Raw genomic sequence first — 18,932 nt, forward strand, 5'->3', positions numbered from 1 at the left:
CCCCTGACGCTTCCTCCGGGGGGAACCTCCGAACGGGTGATGCCGGGTTCGCTCCGGGGGTGCGGTGACAACGAATCGAGGGCATTTCGCGCCCTGCTGTCGCGCCGTCGGCGGACAGTCCCGAGTGGCAACCCGGCGATCTCCGCACGAAACTGAGGCACATGCCGTCGTGATCAGGCAGCGCATGGACGCTCGCCTCCCGAGGGCCCGGTCAGGAAAGCGCCGGGCACGAGGGCGCCGGCCGGTGGCCGGCGGTTCACGACATTTCCTCAAGGAGCCTGAATGGTGGAGAAGCCCGCCGACGTCCTGATGTCCGGGCCGGACGGATCCGGCACCGCCGCGGCCGGCGGTGCCGGTCCGGCGACGGCCGGCGTCGAGAGCAAGCTCGCCGAGGTGCTGGCGGACGTCGTGCGCGTCGACCACGTCGCGGCCGACAGCGACTTCTTCGCCGACCTGGGCGCCAACTCCCTGGTCATGGCACAGTTCTGCGCGCGGGTGCGCAAGCGGCCGGATCTGCCGTCCGTGTCCATGAGGGACGTCTACCGCAACCCCACCGTGCGGGGCCTGGCGGCGGCACTGGCCGACGCCGCCCCCATGCCCGCCGCCGCACCGGCCCCCGCTCCCGTGCCGGCCCCGGCGGTGCGGAAGCCGGCCCGCACACCGGGTCACGTCCTGTGCGGCACGTTACAGGCGCTGATTTTCCTCGGGTATTCGCTCGCCGCGGGGTGGTCCGCCGCGAAAGGGTACGAATGGGTGGCCGCCGGTTCGTCCATCGCCGAGGTGTATGTGCGGTCCCTGTTGTTCGGCGGCACCGCCTTCACCGCCGTGTGCGCGTTTCCCGTCGCGGCCAAATGGATTCTGGTCGGCCGCTGGAAACCCACCGAATTCCCGGTGTGGAGTCTGACGTACCTGCGTTTTTGGACGGTGAAGGCGCTGCTGCACGCCAATCCCGTCATTCTTTTCGTCGGCAACCCGCTGTACGTGCTGTATCTGCGGGCCCTCGGCGCGCGGATCGGCAAAGGGGTCACGATCCTCTCCCGTTCCGTTCCGGTCTGCACCGACCTGCTGACGGTCGGGGACGGGACGGTGATCCGCGCGGACGCGTTCTTCCTGGGCTACCGGGCCCACGACGGGCACATCCAGACCGGCCGGATCACCCTGGGCCGGGACGTGTACGTCGGTTCCAGGACGGTGCTCGACATCGACACGTCGATGGGCGACGGGGCGCAACTGGGCCACTCCTCCGCCCTGTACCGGGGCCAGCGCGTGCCGGACGGCGAGCGCCGGCACGGTTCCCCGGCCCAGCCCACCCGCACCGACTACGTGCGGGTGGCGCCGGCCCGGTGCGGCACGGCCCGCCGGGCCCTGTTCGGCGTCGGCACCGTGCTGCAGCTGTTCCTCCTCCACATCCCTGTGGCCGTCGGCGGCGTGTACATGGTGTTGGCCGAGGTCCCGGCGCTCGGCGAGCGGCTCGGTCCGAAGACGGCGTCGACGACGGCGCCGGAACTCCTCCTCGAGGCCCTGGCCGTGTCCCTGGTGCTGTTCCTCGGCTTCGTCGTCGTGGGCCTGGCCGCCCTGTTCACCGTGCCGCGGCTGCTGAACCTGGCGATCCGGCCGGACCGGGTGTACCCGCTCTACGGATTCCACTACGCGGTGCACCGGGCGATCGCCGCCATCACCAACATCAAGTTCTTCGCCTGGCTCTTCGGTGACAGCTCCTACATCGTCCCCTACCTGACGGGCCTCGGCTACGACCTGTCCCGGGTCGAGCAGACCGGGTCCAACTTCGGTACGGAGGTCCGGCAGGACACCCCGTTCCTGGCGGCCGTCGGCTCCGGCACGATGGTGGCCGACGGGCTGTCCATCATCAACGCGGACTACTCGAGCACGTCGTTCAAGGTGTCCCGGGCGGCCATCGGGGCGCGCAACTTCCTCGGCAACAACATCGCCTACCCCGCCGGCGCCAGGACGGGGGACAACTGCCTGCTCGCCACCAAGGTGATGGTTCCCCTCGACGGCGCGGTCCGCGAGGGCGTGGGGCTGCTCGGCTCGCCGTGCTTCGAGATCCCCCGGTCGGTGGAGCGCGACCTGCGGTTCGATCATCTGCGCGAGGGAGAAGCACTGCGCCGCAACCTCGCCGCGAAGAACCGCTACAACCTCCGCTCGATGGCTCTCCACCTGTCCCTGCGGTGGCTGCTGACCTTCGCGCTCACGGCGCTCGCCCTCTTCTCCGCCGGCCTGTACGGCGCGCTCGGGCATGTGGTGATCGCCGGGTACGTCGCGCTCACCCTCGCCTTCACCACGGTCTACTACGTCGTCGTCGAACGCGTCCTGACGTCGTTCCGTCCGCTCACCCCCCGGCTGTGCTCCATCTACGACCCCGACTTCTGGCGGCACGAGCGGCTGTGGAAGGTGCCGGACGAGCACCTCAGCGTGTTCAACGGGACCCCCTTCAAGTCCCTGGTGTGGCGTCTGCTCGGCGTGCGCATCGGGCGCGGGGTCTTCGACGACGGCTGCTACGTGACGGAGCGGACGCTCACCACGATCGGCGACGGCTGCACGCTGAACGTCGGGTCCAAGATCCAGTGCCACTCGCAGGAGGACGGCACCTTCAAGTCCGACCACAGCAGGCTCGGCGCGGGCTGCACCCTCGGGGTCGCCGCCCACGTGCACTACGGCGTGACGATGGGCGACGGGGCCGTGCTGGCACCCGACTCCTTCCTCATGAAGGGCGAGGAGGTGCCCCCGCACGCGCGGTGGGGAGGCAACCCCGCCGCGGAGATGCCGGACGCCGCCGGGGTGCCCCGTGGCGCCGGCGCGGCGACGGGGACTGATCCGGCCTCGGCGAACGGCGCCGCGGCGACGTCGAGTTGAGGAAGGCCATGCGATGGAGGCCCAGGTGCAGGCAGACCGGGAGTACTGGAGCGGTGTGCTGACCGCCGGCGGCGCCACCGCGGTTCCCCGGTGGACCCGGCAGCCGGCGGCGGGCGCCGCCGTGTTCGAGGCGGAGGTGCCCGACGACGTGGCCCGGGCGCTGCGCAAGCGGGCGGCGGAGTGGGGGGTGCCGCTGAGCGCGGTCCTGCTGGCCGCCCACGCCAGGGTGCTGGCCGACCTGTCGGGTGAGCGGGAGGTGGTGACGGGCTACGTCGCCGGGGCGGGGCGCGCTGAGCTGCCGTGCCGGCTGTCCGTGGCCCCCGCGTCCTGGCGCCTGCTGGCGTCGGAGGCGCACCGCGCCGAGGCGGAACTGATGGCGCACCGCGACTTCCCGGTGGACGAGCTGCGGCGGGAGCTGGGGGTGGCGGGGCCGTCGTACGAGGTGGTGTTCGCCTTCGAGAGCGACGAGGGCCCTGAGGACCACGAGGGCGAGGCGGGCGGGCCGGCCGGGGACGTGGTGCTGGCCGTGGGCTGCCGCGACGGCGGCGGTCGCCTGACGGTGCGGCTGCGCTACCGCACGGACGCGCTGGACGCCGAGAGCGCGCACCGCGTCGCCGGCTACCACCTGGCCGCGCTGGCGCTGACGGCGGCCGACGCGGACGCCGAACACGCACGGCAGAGCCTGCTGTCGTCCCAGGAGGTGCGCCACCAGCTGGAGGGCCTGGCCGGTCCGCACCGGCCCCTGCCCGAGGCGCGGGCCCACGAGCTGTTCGAGCAGCGGGCGCGGGCGCATCCCGACGCGGTCGCCGTGGTGCGGGGCACGCAGGCGTGGACGTACGGCGAGCTCGACGCGCGCGCGAACCGGCTGGCGCGGGCCCTGCTGAGCCGGGGCCTGGGCCGCGAGGACGTGGTGGCGGTGGTCACCGAGCGCGACCTCGACTGGCTGGCCGCGGTGCTCGCGGTGTTCAAGGCCGGGTGCGTGTACCTGCCGATCGAGCCGCACTTCCCGGCCGGCCGCATCCGGGCGACGCTGGCGCGCTCCGGCTGCCGGCTGGCGCTGACCGAGTCCGGCAGTACGGACACCCTCGACGAGGCGCTGGCGGCGGTCCCGGGAGTGGACCGCCTGCTGGTGGAGACGGCGTACGCGGAGGACCACGCCGACGGCGACCTCGGCGTGGAGGTCGCGCCCGGCCAGCTCGCCTACATCTACTTCACCTCCGGCTCGACCGGGGAGCCGAAGGGGGCCATGTGCGAGCACGCGGGCATGCTCAACCATCTCTTCGCCAAGATCGACGATCTGGGCATCGGCGAGGGGCGCGTGGTGGCGCAGACCGCTCCGCAGTGCTTCGACATCTCGCTGTGGCAGCTGCTGGCGGGCCTGCTGGTGGGCGGGCGGACCCTGCTCGTCGAGCAGGAGGCCGTCGTCGACGTGGAGCGGTTCGTCGACACGCTCGTCCGTGGACGGGTCGGCGTGGTCCAGGTCGTGCCGTCGTACCTGGAGGTGGTCGTGTCCTACCTGGAGCGCCACCCCCGGGCCCTGCCGGACCTGACGTGCGTGTCGGTGACCGGCGAGGCGCTGAAGCGGGAGCTGGTCCAGCGCTGGTTCGCGATCCAGCCGGGGATCCGCCTGCTGAACGCCTACGGCCTGACCGAGACGTCCGACGACACCAACCACGAACTGCTGAGCGCGGTCCCCGAGCGGGTGCTGCTGGGACGGGCGGTCAACAACGTGCGCGTCCACGTCGTCGACGAGCACCTGTCGCTGGTCCCGCTGGGCGCGCCCGGGCTGATCGCGTTCTCCGGGGTGTGCGTGGGCCGCGGGTACGTCAACGATCCCGAACGCACCAGGGAGTGCTACCTGGAGGATCCGTACCGGCCGGGCGAGCGGCTCTACCTGGGCGGTGACTGGGGCCGCTGGCACCCCGACGGCAAGCTGGAGTTCCTCGGCCGCCGCGACAACCAGGTGAAGATCCGCGGTTTCCGCATCGAGATCGGCGAGATCGAGAACACCCTGCTGCGCGTGGACGGAGTGCGGGACGGGGCCGTGGTCACCGCCGAGCTCGCCGGGCACAGCACGCACCTGATCGCCTTCTACACCGGACGGCGCCTCGCGGACGGGGTCCTGCGCGAGGCGCTGGGGGCGGTGCTGCCCGCCTACATGGTGCCGACGGCGTTCCACTGGCGGGACGGCCTGCCGCTGACGGCCAACGGCAAGACCGACCGCAAGGCGCTCACCGCCCTGGCCGCACAGGCCGCCCGCGCCGAGCCCGGCGCGCCGGCCCCGCGGGCGGGCACCGCCGGGCAGGACGACCGCGCCCCGCGCACCGCGGCCGAGCGGCGGCTGGCCGCCGCCTGGGCCGAGTTGCTGGGCGTCCCCGCGCACCAGGTGGGGCGCCGCGACCACTTCTTCGACTCGGGCGGCACCTCGCTCACGGCGGTGAAGCTGACCATCGCCCTGGACCGCGCGGTGTCCCTGAAGGACATCACCCGCCATCCGGTCCTCGCCGACCTGGCCGCGCTCCTCGACGGCGCGGCCCTGCCGCCCGGCGAGCTGCTCCAGCCGCTGTCGGAGGAGGACGGGGCGCCGGCGTCCGCCCTGGTGTGCTTCCCCTACGCGGGCGGCAACGCCGTCACCTTCCGGCCGATGGCCGCCGCTCTGGCGGGCGGCGGCATCGCCGTGTACGCCGTCGACCTGCCCGGTCACGACCCTGCCGCCCGCGCGGAGCCCTTCGCGCCGCTGCCGCGGGTGGTGCGGCGGGTCGCCGGCGAAATCACCCGGCGCGGCCTGGGCAGGGTCATGCTGTGGGGCCACTCCTCGGGCGCCGCGTTCGCCGTGGAGACGGCACGGGTCCTCCAGGAGCGCGGGGTGGAGGTGGAGCGGGTCTTCGTCGCCGCGCAGCTGCCCGGCACGGCCGGCGCCCGGCGCGCCGCGGCGGCCGAACTGGCGGAACTCGGCGACGCCGAGATCGCCGCGCGGCTGAGCGCGGACGGCGGCCACACCGAGCTCGGTGAGCTGAACGCACGGCACGCCGAGCGGGTGGCCGCCGCCTACCGGCACGACTGCGTCAGCGCGCACCGCTACTTCGCCGCCGCCCTGGAAGCCCCGCCGGCGGTGCGGCTGTCCGCGCCGGTCACCGTGGTCGTCGCCGCCGACGACCCGGTCACGGCCGGGTCCGCCGCGCGGTACCGCGACTGGGAGCGCCTCGCCGGCCACGTCGAGCTGCACGAACTGCCCGACGGAGGCCACTACTTCCTGCGGACCCGGCCGGCCGGGGCGGCCCGGGCCGTCCTGGACGCCGTCGCACCGGTCCCGTCCCGGGCCGTGTGAAGCCGCTCGCCGAGCAACCGAAAGGAACCCGAGATGTCGTCCTCATCCCTGGCGTCAGCGCTTGCAGCGGAGTCGCAGCCGGGCAGACCACCGATCGTGCGGGCCGAGGCCGCCGGTGACCCGGCGAGCTGGGCGGCCGAGCACCGCGACGCCCTGCGCACGCAGATCGCCGAGCACGGTGCGGTCCTCGTCCGCGGTCTGGGGCTGCGCGGCGCCGACCAGGTCGGTGCCGTCTTCGCAGCCCTGGCCGGCGACCTGATGACGGAGCGGGAGGCTTTCGCGCCCCGGCAGGTCCGCGGCCGGGGCCTGTACTCCTCCGCCGCCTGGCCCGCCAACCAGCCGATGTGCATGCACCACGAACTGAGCTACGCGCTCGACGTGCCGGGTCTGCTGCTCTTCGCGTGCCTGACCGCGCCCGCGCAGGGCGGGGCCACCGCGGTGGCCGACGCGGAGGCCGTGCTGCGGGCCCTGCCCGCCGCGCTGACCGAACGGTTCGAACGTGAGGGCTGGCTGCTGACCCGCAGTTACAACGACGAGATCGGCGCTTCCCTGGAGGAGTCCTTCGGCACCGACGACCCGGCGGCGATCGAACGCTACTGCCGCGCCCAGGCCATCGACTTCGCCTGGCAGCCCGACGGGTCCCTCAGGACCCGCCAGCGCCGCAGCGCCGTGGTGCGCCACCCGCTCACCGGCCGGCGCTGCTGGTTCAACCAGATCGCCTTCCTCAACCAGTGGACGCTGTCCCCGGAGGTGCGGGAGTACCTGGTGGACGTCTACGGGGAGGACGGCCTGCCCTTCAACACCCGCTTCGGGGACGGCTCCCCGATCGGCGAGGACGTCGTCCGGCTGCTCAACTCCACCTACGAGGAGCACACGCTGCGCGAGCCGTGGCAGTCCGGGGACATGATGCTGGTCGACAACATCCGCACCGCGCACAGCCGGGAGGCCTTCTCCGGTGAGCGGGAGGTGCTGGTGGCCCTCGCCGAGCCGCAGCGCCCGGCCGGCTCCGCCGCGGCCGCCGCGGGGGTGAGCCGGTGATGAGCCCGACGTCCTCCCCCGCCGGCCGGCACGCCGCGTCCCGCCCGTCCACCGCACCGGCCTTCGCGGTGATCCCCGGCGCCCAGGTGCAGCGGGCGCTCGCCGGGCGCGAGAAGGAGATCGTGGAGCTGGTCGAGGCGACCTACCGGCTGCACGGCGCCGGCGACACGGTCAATCCCCCGTCGTACTTCCTGCGCTTCCCCGACCGTCCCACCGCCCGGATCATCGCGCTGCCCGCCTCCGTCGGCGGATCGGTCGGCGTCGACGGGCTGAAGTGGATCTCCAGCTTCCCCGACAACGTACCGGCCGGCCTGCCACGGGCCTCGGCGGTGCTCATCCTCAACGACCGGCGCACCGGTTACCCGTTCGCCTGCCTGGAGAGTTCCATCATCAGCGCCACCAGGACCGCCGCGTCGGCCGCGCTGGCCGCGGACTGGCTCACCCGCACCCGGTCGCGTCCCACCCGGGCCGGGTTCCTCGGCACCGGCCTGATCGCCCGGTACATCCACGGCTTCCTGGCCGGCACCGGCTGGTCGTTCGACACCGTCGGCGTGCACGACGTGTCCGCCGAGAGCGCCGCCGGCTTCCGCGGCTACCTGCGGCAGACGGACACCGCGGCGCGGGTCGTCGTCCACGACAGCGCCGAGGAGCTGATCCGCTCCAGCGACCTGGTGGTGTTCGCCACCGTCGCCGGCCGGCCGCACGTCACCGACCCGGCGTGGTTCTCCCACCACCCCGTGGTCCTGCACGTGTCCCTGCGGGACCTGGACCCCGCGGTCCTGCTCGCCTCGGCCAACTACGTCGACGACGTCGAGCACTGCCTGAAGGCCGACACCTCCCCCCACCTGACCGAGCAGCTCACCGGCGGCCGCGACTTCCTCGACGGCACCCTCGACGACGTCATGACCGGGCGGGTGACCCCGCCCGCCGACCGGACGGTGGTCTTCTCGCCGTTCGGGCTCGGCGTCCTCGACCTCGCCGTCGGCGCCTACGTCTACGAGGAAGTGGCCCGCACCGACGACCTCCACCTCATCGACGACTTCTTCCACGAGCTGCGCAGGTACGGCTGATTCGGCGTCCGCCCAGCCCTGGCACCAGGAGGCCAGCGTGCCCGTCATCTCCGCTCCCCACGCCTTCAACGAGAGCCAGCTCTACATCGACCTCCAGCCGATCTTCGGTCGCTCGCTGTACCTGAAGTGCGAAGGGTTCAACTTCGCCGGATCGATCAAGCTGAAGGCCGCGATAGAGATGGTGGAGACCGCCGAACGGGACGGGATCCTGACCCCGGGCTCCGTACTGGTCGAGTCCTCCTCCGGGAACATGGGCGTGGCGCTCAGCATGATCGCCGCGAGCAAGGGGTACCGCTTCCTGTGCGTGACGGACAGCCGCTGCAACCTGTCGGCCCGGCTGCTGATGGAGGCACTGGGCAGCCAGGTGCACGTCATCTCCGACCTGGACGCCAACGGCGGGTTCCTCGGCGCGCGGATCGACTACGTACGCGCGCTGTGCGCCTCCGACGAGCGGTACGTGTGGCTCAGCCAGTACACCAACGCGGGCAACTGGCGCGCCCACCACCGGAAGACCGCGCCGGAGATCGCCGGCCAGTTCCCCCGCCTGGACGTGCTGTTCGTCGGGGCGGGCACCACCGGCACCCTGATGGGCTGCGCGCGCTACTTCCGCGAATGGCACCGGCCGGTGCGGATCGTCGCCGTGGACACCGTGGGATCGGTGTCCTTCGGCGGCAAGCCGGCCCGCCGGATGATCCCCGGCCTGGGCATGAGCATGCGCCCGCCGCTGCTGGACGAGTCCTTGGTAGACGAGGTGGTGCAGGTCGAGGAGGCGGACACCATCCGCGCCTGCCACCGGCTGGCCCGGCGCGGGTTCCTGTTCGGCGGCTCCACCGGCACGGTGGTCAGCGGCGCGATGGACTGGCTGGCCCGGCACGGCACGCGCGACCTGACGGCGGTGGCCGTCGCGCCCGACCTCGGCGAGCGCTACCTCGACACCATCTACCAGACGACCTGGCTGCAGGACCTGTACGGCGACGACGTCCTCGAACCGGGAGAGGTACCGGCGGTCCCGGCGGTCTCCGAGGAGCCGGAAGCGCCGGAGGTGCCGACCGGCGGTTGCCGCGGCGGAGCCGAGGTCCTGCCCCGGGGATCGGGCCGGCGGCGCAAACCGTAGCCGTGCGCAGGCCCGCCCGCCCCGTCCGGGTGACGGCCGGCCGGGGAGGACGGGCACGGGCGACGGCCGCACACAGTCGTCGGCCGCGCGCCGGGTGCGGTCTCTCGGCAGCCCCGGCCGCGGCTCGGCAACGGGAGCGTCCTCAAGGCGGCCCGCTCATCGTTCGCAGGTGTCGTGTTCGCACCACCGTACGCACCTCCGGAGTCAACGGGCGGACGCGCTTCGGTTCACGCCCGCGGCCCGCGCCGGGACACCGGGCCGACTCCCCTCGCCGGGGCCGGGCGACACACGGTCCGGCACACGGGCGGCCGAAGCGGGACGAGGGCGGCCCCGGTGGGCCGCCCTCGTCCGTCTCGCCGGATGTGCTCCGCCGTGGTTACCGCACGACCGTGATCCGGTCCGCGGCCGTCGGCCGGTAGGGCGCGGAGGCGGACGAGTGGGCCGTGAGGTAGTCCACCAGGGCCGCCAGGTCGTCGTCGCCGACCCGCTGGTTGGTGCCGTTCGCCAGCTCGGTGAAGCCGTCGCCGCCGCCCGCCAGGAAGGAGTTCATGGCGACGCGGTAGGTGGCGGCCGGGTCGATCGGCGAGCCGTTGAGCCTGATGGAGTCCGTGACGACGCGGTCGGCGCCGGTCCGGGTCAGGTCCAGGGTGTAGGTGAGGCCCGCGGAGATCTGCAGGATCTTCGGAGCGGCGGCGTTGCTGCCGCTGACCTGCTGCTTCAGCACGGTGATCAGCTGGGCGCCGGTCAGGTCCTTGAGGTTGACCGTGTTGCTGAACGGCTGCACGGCGAAGCCCTCGCCGTAGGTCACCACACCGTCGCCCTCGCTGCCGGAGGCCGCGTGGACCAGGTCCGCGCGGATGCCGCCGGGGTTCATGAGCGCGAGGTCGGTGCCGCTGTCGAGGCCCTTGCCGTACTCCAGCTGCGCGTCGGCGATGAGGTCGCCGAGCGGCGACTCGGCGTTGTTGGCGGAGGTGCGCGTGACGTCCCCGGCGATGAAGCCGATCGGCTTGTCGGCGACCGGGGCTGCGAGCGTCTGCCAGTGGCCGATGAGCCGCGTCAGGTCCGCCGCCTTGCTCTGGGTGCGGTCGACGACGTGGTTCGAGCCCTTGACCGTGGCGCGGACGATGTCGCGGGTGCGCCAGTCGTACTTCATGTCCAGTTCGGTGAACAGCCGGCCGTAGGAGGCGGCGCTGGTCACCAGGCGCGGACGGCCCGCGGGGTCGGGGATCGTGCAGACGTACGCGTTGTGGGTGTGGGCGGTGACGAGCGTGTCGACGGCCGGGGACACCTTCTTGGCGATGTCGACGATCGGGCCGCTCAGGCCGGCACCGCTGCCGCCCGCGTCGCAGTCGTAGTTGTAGGCGGAGGAGCTCGGGAAGCCGCCCTCGTGGATCAGCGCGACGATCGCGTGCACGCCCCGGCGTTCCAGGACCTTCGAGTACCGGTTGATCGTCTCGGCCTCGTCGAGGAACTTCAGGCCCTTGACGCCCTCGGCCGAGACGATGTCGGGCGTGCCCTCGAGGGTGACGCCGATGAACCCGACCTTCGCGCCCTTGACGTTCTTCACGACGTAGGGCTGGAGGAGCGGCTTGCCGGTCTTGTCGTCGACCACGTTGGCCGACAGGATCGGGTAGTCCGCCCCCTCGAAGGTGCGCCCGGTCTCGTAGCAGCCGTCGACGGGGTGGCAGCCGCCGTTCTGCAGGCGCAGCAGCTCGTCCTTGCCCTCGTCGAACTCGTGGTTGCCGACCCCGGTGACGTCCAGGCCGAGCCGGTTCATGGCCTCGACGGTGGGCTCGTCGTGGAAGAGGCCGGACAGCAGCGGGCTGGCGCCGACGATGTCACCGGCCGCGACCGTCAGCGAGCGGGCGTGCCCCTGACGCGCGGTGCGCAGGCTGCTCGCCAGGTACTCGGCGCCGCCGGCGTCCACGTTCTTCGTCGTGCCGTCGGGCTGCAGCTCGGCGACCCGGCCGGAGGAGCCGGCCGGCGGCTCCAGGTTGCCGTGGAAGTCGTTGACCGCGAGGAGCTGGAGGTCGGTGGTGTGGCCCGGGTGGCCGGCGCCGGGCCGGGCCTCGGCGGGGCCGGCCGTGGCGAGAGCCCCCAGGGTCGCGAGCGCGGCGGCGCCGGCGAGGGCCGCGACGGCGGCTCTTCGCGGAGCCGGGCGGCGTGACTGCGTCGGTGACATGGTTCCCCTCTGACGTGACCTGATCAACCAACATGCGAATGGCGGCAGCCTAGAGTCCACGCGCGTAGTTGTCATGAGTCGGGGGGTGACGGCAATTCATCGCCCGGACCACGCCGGGCGATCGGCCGGGTGGACGACTTCAGGGAACGGGGCGGCCAAGGCGCGCCCGGGGACGCCGGGCCGCGGTCACGGGCCATCGCCCAGGGACGCCGGGCCGCGGTCACGGGCCACCGCGCCGCCCGGGGGCGTTCATCAGCCAGGTCACCCTGCGGCTGACGTCCGAGAGCGAGACGATCCCGACGAGCCTGCCGTGGTCCACGACCAGGACCCGGTGCTCGGCCCCCGGCTCCATACGCGGCAGCAGATCCGCCAGCGGGCTGTCCGGCTCGACCACGGTGGTCCGCGACAGCGGCACCATGACGTCCGCCACGGTCGTGGAACGGGCCCCGGCCTCCGGTACCTTGCGGGCGCTGTCGAGCGTCACCAGCCCGACCGTGGCCCCGTCCTCGGTCACCGGGAAGGCCGAGTGGCGGTAGCGGTACCGCACATCGGTGAGGAAGCCCGCGACCGTGGTGTCCGCGGGAACCGTGAGGGGTCCGGGCGTCATGGCGTCCCGCACGGGGACGCCGGCGAGCGCGCTGCGCAGCTGGGCCTGCCGTCCCTCGGCGGTGGCGGCCGTGATGAGGAACCAGCCGATCAGCGCGAGCCACAGACCGCCGAACGAGTTGGTCCTCACGAACGCGACCAGCCCGACGACCACCAGCAGCCAGCCGAGGACCCGTCCCGCCGCGGTGGCGCCGGCGGTCGCCCGCAGCCGGTCTCCCGTGCGCCACCACAGGAACGCGCGCAGCAGCCTGCCGCCGTCGAGCGGGGCGGCGGGCAGCGCGTTGAAGACGGCGAGCAGCACGTTGATCCCCGCGAGCCAGGCGGCCATCTCCCGCACGATCACGGAGACGGATGCCAGTTCGAGCAGCCAGGTGGCGAGTGTGAACAGTCCGCCCAGCAGGAGGCTGACGAGGGGGCCGACACCGGCGATCCTCAGCTCCCTGCCGGGGCTGGACGCCTCGGACTTGAGCCGGGCCGCTCCGCCCAGCAGCCACAGCACGATGTCGTCCACCTCGACCCCGTTGCGCCGGGCCACGACGGCGTGCGCCAGCTCATGGGCGAGCAGGGAGGCGAAGAAGACCACAGCGGTGCACACGCCCGCCGCCCAGTACACCGCCCAGGCACGCCCCGGATACGTCTGCGGGAGGCGGCCCCGGGCCAGGCCGAACGCGATGATGCCGAAGATGAACAGCACGCTCCAGTGCACGCCGACCCGGACGCCGGCGATCCGGCCCAGAACGAACGTCGCCCGCACCACGCCCCTCCTGCTCGAACCCTCACCCGCCACGGACCGTCGGCCCGCCCGGTCCCAGTACACCCTCCCCCCGGCGGCTCCGCGCGCCGGAGGGGCCCGACGACCGGAGCCCACCGGGGCGGACGGCGCGGCCGGCCGCGCGTCCGTCCGGATCAGCCACGCCGGCGCAGGTCAAAGGGCTGTGTGACTCCCGAAGGTCCTGCCGGGCAGTGCCCGGACGGGGTGGTTTTCGGGGTACACGTCGGTCGGGGTGAGCAGTCTGCGGAGGCGAGCGGCGGCCGCCCTCGGCCTCGCCACAGCGCCCTGGCACACGACGCCGGCGTCGTGCGACCACGCTCGGTGGACACCTCCGGCGCGGCGTCCAGCGGCGCACGCCGGATCGACCGGTACCGCCTGTGCTTCCTCCAGGGGCCCTGTCCGACAATGCGCGTCGTCGCCCGAAGGGCGGCCGCGCGGCGTCCGGTGCGTACTCTCGGCGTGTCGGCCGGACGCCCTCGTACTGGACGTACTTGGGCTTTCGGGCGGTGCGGCGAGGGGGTCCCCCCGTCCGAGCCGCGCGAAGCCGGTTCGAGGGACGGGGGCGCGTGCCGGGCGTCGCGACGGGGCGAACGTTGCCTGCCGGGGCACTAGAGTCGCCGTATGACGGAGGCACCGGCCCCGGACCGCGGCGCGCGGTCCCGTGACGCGATACTCGACACCGCCACCGACCTGATGTCGCGCCACGGCTACGCCGCCACGTCCATCTCGATGATCTCCGCCGCATGCGGTCTGCCGGTCAGCTCGATCTACTGGCACTTCGGCAGCAAGGAGGGGATCTACGTCGCGGTGCTGGAGCGCGCCAGGACCGCGCTGCTGGCGGCTCTGCCCCCGGCCGAGGTGCCGGGCGCCGACGTCGCGCAGCGTCTGGACACCTTCCTCACGGAGGTCGGGGACGCCTTCCAGCGCCACCCGCGAGGTGTGAAGCTGCTGTTGGGGCTGAGCATGGTGCGGCAGGACGCCAGTGCGGCGGCCGCGGCCGAGGTGCGTCACTACCGCGACGCGCTGGTGGCCTGGGCCCGGGATGCGGTGAGCTCCGTCTTCGCGCTGCGTGACCGCCCCGAGGCGGCGGACGAATTGGCGCGCTTCACACTGAGGATGGCGAGCGGAACCGCCGTGGCCCGCTGGTTCGAGCCGGATACCGTCCTGGAGACCGGACCACTGCGCGTGGCGTTGCTGGCGCTGGCGGCCCACCACGGCGTTCCGGTGCGGGGCGTCCCTGGCGGGGACGCCCCGTCGCCCGGCGTCACGGCCAGGGAATGACGACCCGGTACTTGCCGCCCGCAGACTGCTCGGGTGGCTCGTGGGCGCGTTCGACGCTCACCTGGCCCGCGCCGTGGGCGGTGAGCAGGGCGACCATCTCCTTTCGCACCGCCGTCCACAGCCGCTCCCGATCGACTGCGGCGGCGGACAGGATCCGCACGCGGACGCGGGTGGGCGCCGTCTGGACGATCTGGAACAGGTCGATGCCCGGGATGCTTTCCAGGAGGGTCTCGAAGGCCATGGGCACGATGTGCGCGGTGCCGCCGTCCCGGCGCGGGAAAGTCAGCAGGTCGGCCGCGCGGCCGCGTACTCTGATCGCGGGGAGCGGATCTCCGCACGGGCACGCGTCAGGACGCAGCAGAACGCTGTCGCCGAGGTCGTAGCGCAGGATCGGCTGTGCCCATCGGCACAAGCTGGTCAGGAGCACGGTGAAGGACTCCTGGCCCGGCGGGGTGGGGCGGAGGTCGGGGCCGACGGGCTCCAGGATCAGCCAGTCGCTGTGGACGTGGAGCCACCCCGACGGGCAGCCGTAGGCCAGGGCGAGGCTCTCGTTGCAGCCGTAGGTGTCGACCAGGTGCGACCCGAATGCAGCGCGGATCCTGCGGTGGTCGTGGTCACTGACGCCCTCGGCCAGCAGGGACACCACGGCCGGGGCGATGCGCAGCCGACCGGCCAGCTGCTCGCCGGCGAGCAGCGCGATCACAGTGGCGTAGCCGGCCAGGAACACCGGGCGGTACTGGTTGAGCTGGTCCACCAGCTCGGGCAGCGGGCTGTGCACCGACAGCACCCGGCTGCCCCGGGCGGGCAGCCGACCGGCCGCGCGGGAGCGAACGATGACGGTGTACGCCGCCAGATGACCGCCGGTGGCCACGATGTGCGCCGACCGCATGCGGCGGACGAGCAACCGGGCCGTCACCACGGGCGGGAGGGTACGCCGGGCGGCCCGCAGCGACAGGGCCCTGACCACCGCCGCCGCGCGGTCGTCGAGCAGGAACAGGCCCCGGTGGCCGGTGGTTCCGGAGGTGGTGGTGACCAGGTATCGGCCCAGGAAGCGCTCGCCGGCCCGCCGGGGATCCGCGACGAAGGCCCGTACGCGGTCGATGGTCACCTCGGGATCGGTGACCCAGTCGTCGAAACGCGCCATCAGGTCCTGCTTGCGCGTGACCGGCAGCAGGGCGGGATCCTCGACGCGTTCGGGAAGCGCCCGGTACAGCTCGCGGTAGTACGGGGAGTGGGTGCGGGCGAAGTCGATCATCGAGGCCAGCCGTTCGCGCTGCCGGCGCGCCAGGGCGTCCGGGCCCTGCCGCAGCGTCCGGCGCCCGTCTCGGATCAGGGCGAGCGTCGACGTCATCGCACGGCCCCTCCGGGAACGGGAGCGGGCTGCCAGAAGGCGCAGTGGTGGTCGGCCGCGAACCCGGTGGTGGGTCCGACCCGGTCCGGGGCCAGCACCTGGACGTGGTCCCCGCCGGCCGTGTAGCGCGGCCAGGGCTCGGTCCCCGGCGCGTTGGGGTCGCCGGTGGCCGCGAAGCGGGCCCAGTAGGCGGTCATCGTGGCGGACAGCCGCCGCTGGGCGGGCGTCAGGGGCGCTACCGAGTCCATGGGGAACAGATAGGCCAGTTCGGAGGCGTGGAAGGCACCCTGCGGCGTGTGCGGTGCCGGGAGGAACGGCGGTGCCTGGGGGTCGTGGAACTCGTAGGCGTAGACGGGTGCCCGGCTGCCGTACAGCCGGTTGTCGGCCCGTGCCGGGCAGGCGAACCGCTGGTCGGTGCCGATGGCGGAGTAGGCCAGGTTGGCGGACGGATGGGCCGAGACCGGGTAGGTGTCCAGGACCGCGGCCGCGCGGTTGCCGTGCTGGAGCCGGACGAGGCCGGCGTACGACTCGGGGGTCAGAGGGCCGCCGCCGAGCAGGTCCACGTACAGCGCGGTGAAGTAGCGGTGTTCGTCATGGGTGGTGCCGCTCAGCGTCGGGACCGCGTTCACTTGTCCCTCGGCCCACGCCGTGTGCGGAAGGCGGGGGAGGACACGGGGGCCGATGTTCGGGGCCCACAGGGAGGCGGCCCCCGTCCCGGTGGCGCGGATGAGCTCAGTGGTGGGCACGGCACGCAGGCAGCCCGCCGCGGTCGTCGGGTCGGTGCAGCCGACCGAGGCCGCGAAGCCGCTTCCCTTTCGCTCGGCCGCGTCGAGCGGGAGGGGTGTCAGACCGCCGTCCGCGGCGCAGGCTCCGCTCTGCTGGATCGCCCGGTGGAACAGGCCTTTCGCGGTCGGCGAGGCGATGTGGAGGCAGGTGTCCGCCGATCCGGCGGACTGGCCGCCGAGCGTCACCCGGTTCCGGTCGCCACCGAAGGCACCGATGTTGCGCCGCACCCAGCGCAGGGCGGCCTGCTGGTCCATCAGGCCGTAGTCGCCCGAGGCGTGGTCCGGGCTCTCGGCCGACAGGGCGGGATGGGCCAGGAACCCCAGTGCCCCGAGGCGGTAGTTGACGGTCACCACGACCACACCCCGCGCGGCCAGGGCGGAGCCGTCGTAGTCGCTGCCCGCGCCGTAGACGTTGCCTCCGCCGTGCAGCCACACCAGGACCGGGAGGGGGCGGTTGCCGGTGCGGGCGGGTGTCCGGACATTGAGGTACAGGCAGTCCTCCACGGTGCTGCCCGTGCGGTTGGACTCGCCGGGCAGGACGGGGCCGCCGTCGGGGAGCAGCGTCAGCGGTGACTGGGGGCAGGGGTGGGCGGGTGCGGCGGCGTTCCGTACGCCTGACCATCGCGGCGCAGGGCGCGGCGGACGCCAGCGCAGCTCACCGGTCGGCGGGGCGGCGAACGGGATCCCCTGGAAGACCCGCCCGCCGTCGTGGACGGCCTCACCCCGCACCCAGCCCCGGTCGGTGCGCACGACCAGGGGGTCGGGGCCGGAAGCGGCGCGGGCAGTGGGCGGAGGAACGGTCAGTGACAGGAGCAGGGCCGCGACGGCGGCTGTGGCGCGGGCCAAAGTGGGGAACAGGCTCGGGGCTCTCATCCCTCGCTCCAATGCCGGTGTCGGGGTTGGGGGGTCACGGCGTGTGCTCGTACGCGCCGATGTCACAGGCGGCGCCCTGCGGGCGAGCGACGCCGCGCTGATCGGTGGCCGGGCAGCCCTCGGCCGCGTCCAGGGCGGGACTGCCCGGCAGCAGCGCCACGGTGTCCGTGGGGCCGCCGTGGTTCGCCAGCGGTCCGACCAGCGGCTCACGACTGGGCAGATCGCCCGCGGCCGAGAGCCGGCAGTTGCCGTCGCCGTCGATGTTGTGGCCCAGCGACGTGATGGTGGCGAAGGCCTTCTCGCAGTCGGCGGCCCCGCCGTCGACGGTGTTGCCCGCGATGACGGAGTTGCGCAGGGTCATGCGCCCCAGTGGCAGATCGACGATGTCGGGGAGAGGCGCGGGCAGGCTGTCCAGGTAGGCCGGCGCGATGTTGATTCCGCCTCCGCCATCGCTGGAACTGTTCCCCGTGATGGTCGAGTTGAGGATCTGTACGGCTCCCAGGCCGCGGATGTCGATGCCCCCGCCGTAGCCACCGAGGCTGCCGGGGCGGTCGCCGGGGTTCGTCACACGGTTGTCGGCGATCGTCGAGTTCGTCACGGAGCCGCTGTCGTCGAATCTGATGCCGCCTGCCTCTCCGGCGGCGTTCTGGCTGACCGTGCTGTCGACGAGATCCAGGTGGGAGTCCGGGATGTTGAAGACGCCGCCGCCGTAGCCGGCGGAGTTACCGGTCACGGCGACCCGGCGCAGCGTCAGGTGCCCTGCGTTGGCGATGCCACCGCCACCGGTGTCGGTGAAAGGCAGTTCGCGCTGCTTGGCCCTTCCCCCGGTGATGGTCACATCGGACATGCGGGTGTCCGCCCGCAGGCGGAAGACCCGGTCCAGGTGGTCGGCGTCGATGACGGTGCTCCGCGCGCCGGCGCCCTGGATCGTGGTGGGTGCGTCGACGTTCAGGTCCCCCGTGGTCGGGTCGGGATGGTCGCCGATGATCAGCCGGGGGTCGGGCGGGATCGTGAGCCGGTAATGGCCGGGGGGCAGTGTGACCGTACTGCCCGGCCGGGCGTTGGCGGCCATCACGGCGGCACGCAGGCTGCACGCGCCCGACGCGGTGCGGCACCGGCCGTCCGACGGGTCGGCGTCCACCGCGTCGGAGGTGGTGTCCACGACGAACTCCGCGGGGTCGGCGGCCGGGGCCGCTGCGGCGGTGGCGGCGAGTGGCGCCGTGATGGCGAGGACGGTGACGGCAAGTGTCGCAGGGGTGACTCGGACTCTCATGCGGCGAACTCCTCCCGGCGAGGAATCTGGGCGTACGAGGAATCGGTGACTGCGGGAACTGGGCGCTGGCGGAGATGCGCGGCTCATACGGACAACGGCGCGTGGTCGCGCTGGAGCGGCGACGCCGACCGACGAGCGAAGAAGAACCGGCGGAGCGGGAGAACAGGTCCGCGTCTCTGTAGGGAGCGTTCCATTCAGCGCCGTCCGTGTCTACGCACCGACAGAGAAAAGGCCGAAGTGGAGCGCTGCCGTACCTCGGGAGCTTCCCCGCCGACTGCGGACAGCGGCATCGGCATCTGCATCTGCATCTGAGCCAATCCGCCCCATCCTTGGCGGACCGCGGTCCGTTGAGATGCATAATGAGCGCTGTCAGCTCGCTTCGACC

11 protein-coding genes are annotated in these 18,932 nt (G+C 73.1%); 6 read left to right on the plus strand and 5 right to left on the minus strand.

All coding sequences use genetic code 11. The annotated features are described in order from the left end of the window. The first annotated feature begins 282 nt into the window (after positions 1 to 282). From ABZ920_RS03250 to sbnA, 5 genes are read left to right on the plus strand one after another with little or no spacing between them, the layout of a single operon-like run. The gene (locus ABZ920_RS03250; protein ID WP_361498219.1) at positions 283 to 2,874 is read left to right on the plus strand and encodes a Pls/PosA family non-ribosomal peptide synthetase; all 2,592 of its coding nucleotides are present in this window, start codon (positions 283 to 285) and stop codon (positions 2,872 to 2,874) included. A gap of 13 nt (positions 2,875 to 2,887) precedes the next feature. Further along, positions 2,888 to 6,202, plus strand: a complete 3,315-nt coding sequence (locus tag ABZ920_RS03255; protein WP_361498221.1) for an amino acid adenylation domain-containing protein — start codon at positions 2,888 to 2,890, stop codon at positions 6,200 to 6,202. Between the two features lie 33 nt (positions 6,203 to 6,235). Continuing rightward, a complete protein-coding gene (locus tag ABZ920_RS03260) occupies positions 6,236 to 7,240 on the plus strand; it encodes a TauD/TfdA family dioxygenase (RefSeq protein WP_361498223.1) in 1,005 nt (334 codons plus the stop codon). Next, positions 7,240 to 8,310 (plus strand): 2,3-diaminopropionate biosynthesis protein SbnB, encoded by a 1,071-nt coding sequence (gene sbnB / locus ABZ920_RS03265; protein ID WP_361498225.1) that lies wholly within the window; start codon positions 7,240 to 7,242, stop codon positions 8,308 to 8,310. The genes ABZ920_RS03260 and sbnB overlap by 1 nt, the downstream gene beginning before the upstream one ends. Before the next feature lie 37 nt (positions 8,311 to 8,347). After that, the gene (gene sbnA, locus ABZ920_RS03270; protein ID WP_361498227.1) at positions 8,348 to 9,424 is read left to right on the plus strand and encodes a 2,3-diaminopropionate biosynthesis protein SbnA; all 1,077 of its coding nucleotides are present in this window, start codon (positions 8,348 to 8,350) and stop codon (positions 9,422 to 9,424) included. Between the two features lie 376 nt (positions 9,425 to 9,800). Here the strand turns inward: sbnA and ABZ920_RS03275 are convergent, their stop codons facing one another. Then, complete coding sequence (locus ABZ920_RS03275) at positions 9,801 to 11,606, minus strand: bifunctional metallophosphatase/5'-nucleotidase (protein WP_361498229.1); 1,806 nt, start codon at positions 11,604 to 11,606, stop codon at positions 9,801 to 9,803. Positions 11,607 to 11,826: 220 nt separating this feature from the next. Further along, on the minus strand, positions 11,827 to 12,966 hold the full coding sequence (locus tag ABZ920_RS03280) for a site-2 protease family protein (RefSeq protein ID WP_361498231.1): 1,140 nt from the start codon (positions 12,964 to 12,966) through the stop codon (positions 11,827 to 11,829). Positions 12,967 to 13,605: 639 nt separating this feature from the next. On the opposite strand from ABZ920_RS03280, the gene ABZ920_RS03285 reads away from it, so the two are divergent. Then, positions 13,606 to 14,265 (plus strand): TetR/AcrR family transcriptional regulator, encoded by a 660-nt coding sequence (locus tag ABZ920_RS03285; RefSeq protein ID WP_361498233.1) that lies wholly within the window; start codon positions 13,606 to 13,608, stop codon positions 14,263 to 14,265. Here ABZ920_RS03285 and ABZ920_RS03290 read toward each other — a convergent pair. The 3 genes from ABZ920_RS03290 to ABZ920_RS03300 are packed head-to-tail and all read right to left on the minus strand — an operon-like array spanning position 14,249 to position 18,547. Beyond that, complete coding sequence (locus ABZ920_RS03290; protein ID WP_361498235.1) at positions 14,249 to 15,616, minus strand: phenylacetate--CoA ligase family protein; 1,368 nt, start codon at positions 15,614 to 15,616, stop codon at positions 14,249 to 14,251. The two genes, ABZ920_RS03285 and ABZ920_RS03290, sit on opposite strands and share 17 nt — an antisense overlap. Beyond that, positions 15,613 to 17,274: a carboxylesterase family protein gene (locus ABZ920_RS03295; RefSeq protein ID WP_361498237.1), complete on the minus strand. Its 1,662-nt coding sequence runs from the start codon at positions 17,272 to 17,274 to the stop codon at positions 15,613 to 15,615. The genes ABZ920_RS03290 and ABZ920_RS03295 overlap by 4 nt, the downstream gene beginning before the upstream one ends. Before the next feature lie 34 nt (positions 17,275 to 17,308). Further along, positions 17,309 to 18,547: a choice-of-anchor Q domain-containing protein gene (locus ABZ920_RS03300; protein WP_361498239.1), complete on the minus strand. Its 1,239-nt coding sequence runs from the start codon at positions 18,545 to 18,547 to the stop codon at positions 17,309 to 17,311. Positions 18,548 to 18,932: the final 385 nt, after the last annotated feature.

Source organism: Streptomyces sp. NPDC046831 (assembly GCF_040645305.1).
Lineage (GTDB): Bacteria > Actinomycetota > Actinomycetes > Streptomycetales > Streptomycetaceae > Streptomyces.

What these genes read in the sequence shown, in the direction of transcription:
- ABZ920_RS03250 (WP_361498219.1), top strand. Translation starts at nt 283, where the DNA reads ATGGTGGAGAAGCCCGCCGACGTCCTGATGTCCGGGCCGGACGGATCC.
- ABZ920_RS03255 (WP_361498221.1), top strand. Translation starts at nt 2,888, where the DNA reads ATGGAGGCCCAGGTGCAGGCAGACCGGGAGTACTGGAGCGGTGTGCTG.
- ABZ920_RS03260 (WP_361498223.1), top strand. Translation starts at nt 6,236, where the DNA reads ATGTCGTCCTCATCCCTGGCGTCAGCGCTTGCAGCGGAGTCGCAGCCG.
- sbnB (WP_361498225.1), top strand. Translation starts at nt 7,240, where the DNA reads ATGAGCCCGACGTCCTCCCCCGCCGGCCGGCACGCCGCGTCCCGCCCG.
- ABZ920_RS03275 (WP_361498229.1), bottom strand. Translation starts at nt 11,606, where the DNA reads ATGTCACCGACGCAGTCACGCCGCCCGGCTCCGCGAAGAGCCGCCGTC.
- ABZ920_RS03285 (WP_361498233.1), top strand. Translation starts at nt 13,606, where the DNA reads ATGACGGAGGCACCGGCCCCGGACCGCGGCGCGCGGTCCCGTGACGCG.
- ABZ920_RS03290 (WP_361498235.1), bottom strand. Translation starts at nt 15,616, where the DNA reads ATGACGTCGACGCTCGCCCTGATCCGAGACGGGCGCCGGACGCTGCGG.
- ABZ920_RS03295 (WP_361498237.1), bottom strand. Translation starts at nt 17,274, where the DNA reads ATGAGAGCCCCGAGCCTGTTCCCCACTTTGGCCCGCGCCACAGCCGCC.
- ABZ920_RS03300 (WP_361498239.1), bottom strand. Translation starts at nt 18,547, where the DNA reads ATGAGAGTCCGAGTCACCCCTGCGACACTTGCCGTCACCGTCCTCGCC.